Origin of the sequence: Faecalibacterium sp. DFI.5.82 (assembly GCF_029076575.1) — a bacterium.
GTDB lineage: Bacteria > Bacillota > Clostridia > Oscillospirales > Ruminococcaceae > Faecalibacterium > Faecalibacterium duncaniae.
The window spans coordinates 1-400 of the sequence record NZ_JARFIS010000120.1 but is presented as its reverse complement, the minus strand read 5'-3'; the positions used below and the strand labels follow the sequence as shown (position 1 = coordinate 400).

1 protein-coding gene is annotated in these 400 nt (G+C 40.2%); it reads right to left on the bottom strand.

Going from position 1 to position 400, the window contains the following annotated elements:
• A partial coding sequence (locus tag P0G09_RS15860) for an MBL fold metallo-hydrolase (RefSeq protein WP_275253137.1) occupies nucleotides 1-400 on the bottom strand: 400 nt, incomplete at both ends.

The window sequence follows — 400 nt, the reverse complement described above, 5'->3', positions numbered from 1 at the left end:
CAGGATCATCAGAAGTAATTAGCGCGGTTCGATCAAAAGCTTCCAAGGCCACTACATTCACATCATTCACTTTTATTTCTTGACCAGGCTCTATAACCCGTGTTTTTTCTGCCGGAACACCCCAACGCTGCCATGTTTTCACTACTTCTTTTGGACCAATAAATAGAGCCTTAGGACAATTTTGATGAACAGCAGCAGCTGTGTGAATATCCAAATGGTCTGAATGAATATGTGTGACAACTAAAGCATCTACCTCTTTTATTTCAAAAGGATCAATCACAAAAGGTTGTGTTCTTAAATTAGGTTGCATTTTTTGGCAACCACTCATGCGCATCATTTGATGGCCATTTTTCATTAAGCCGTTCCCGTGCGTTTGTTTTCCTGTTCCACACCATAAATC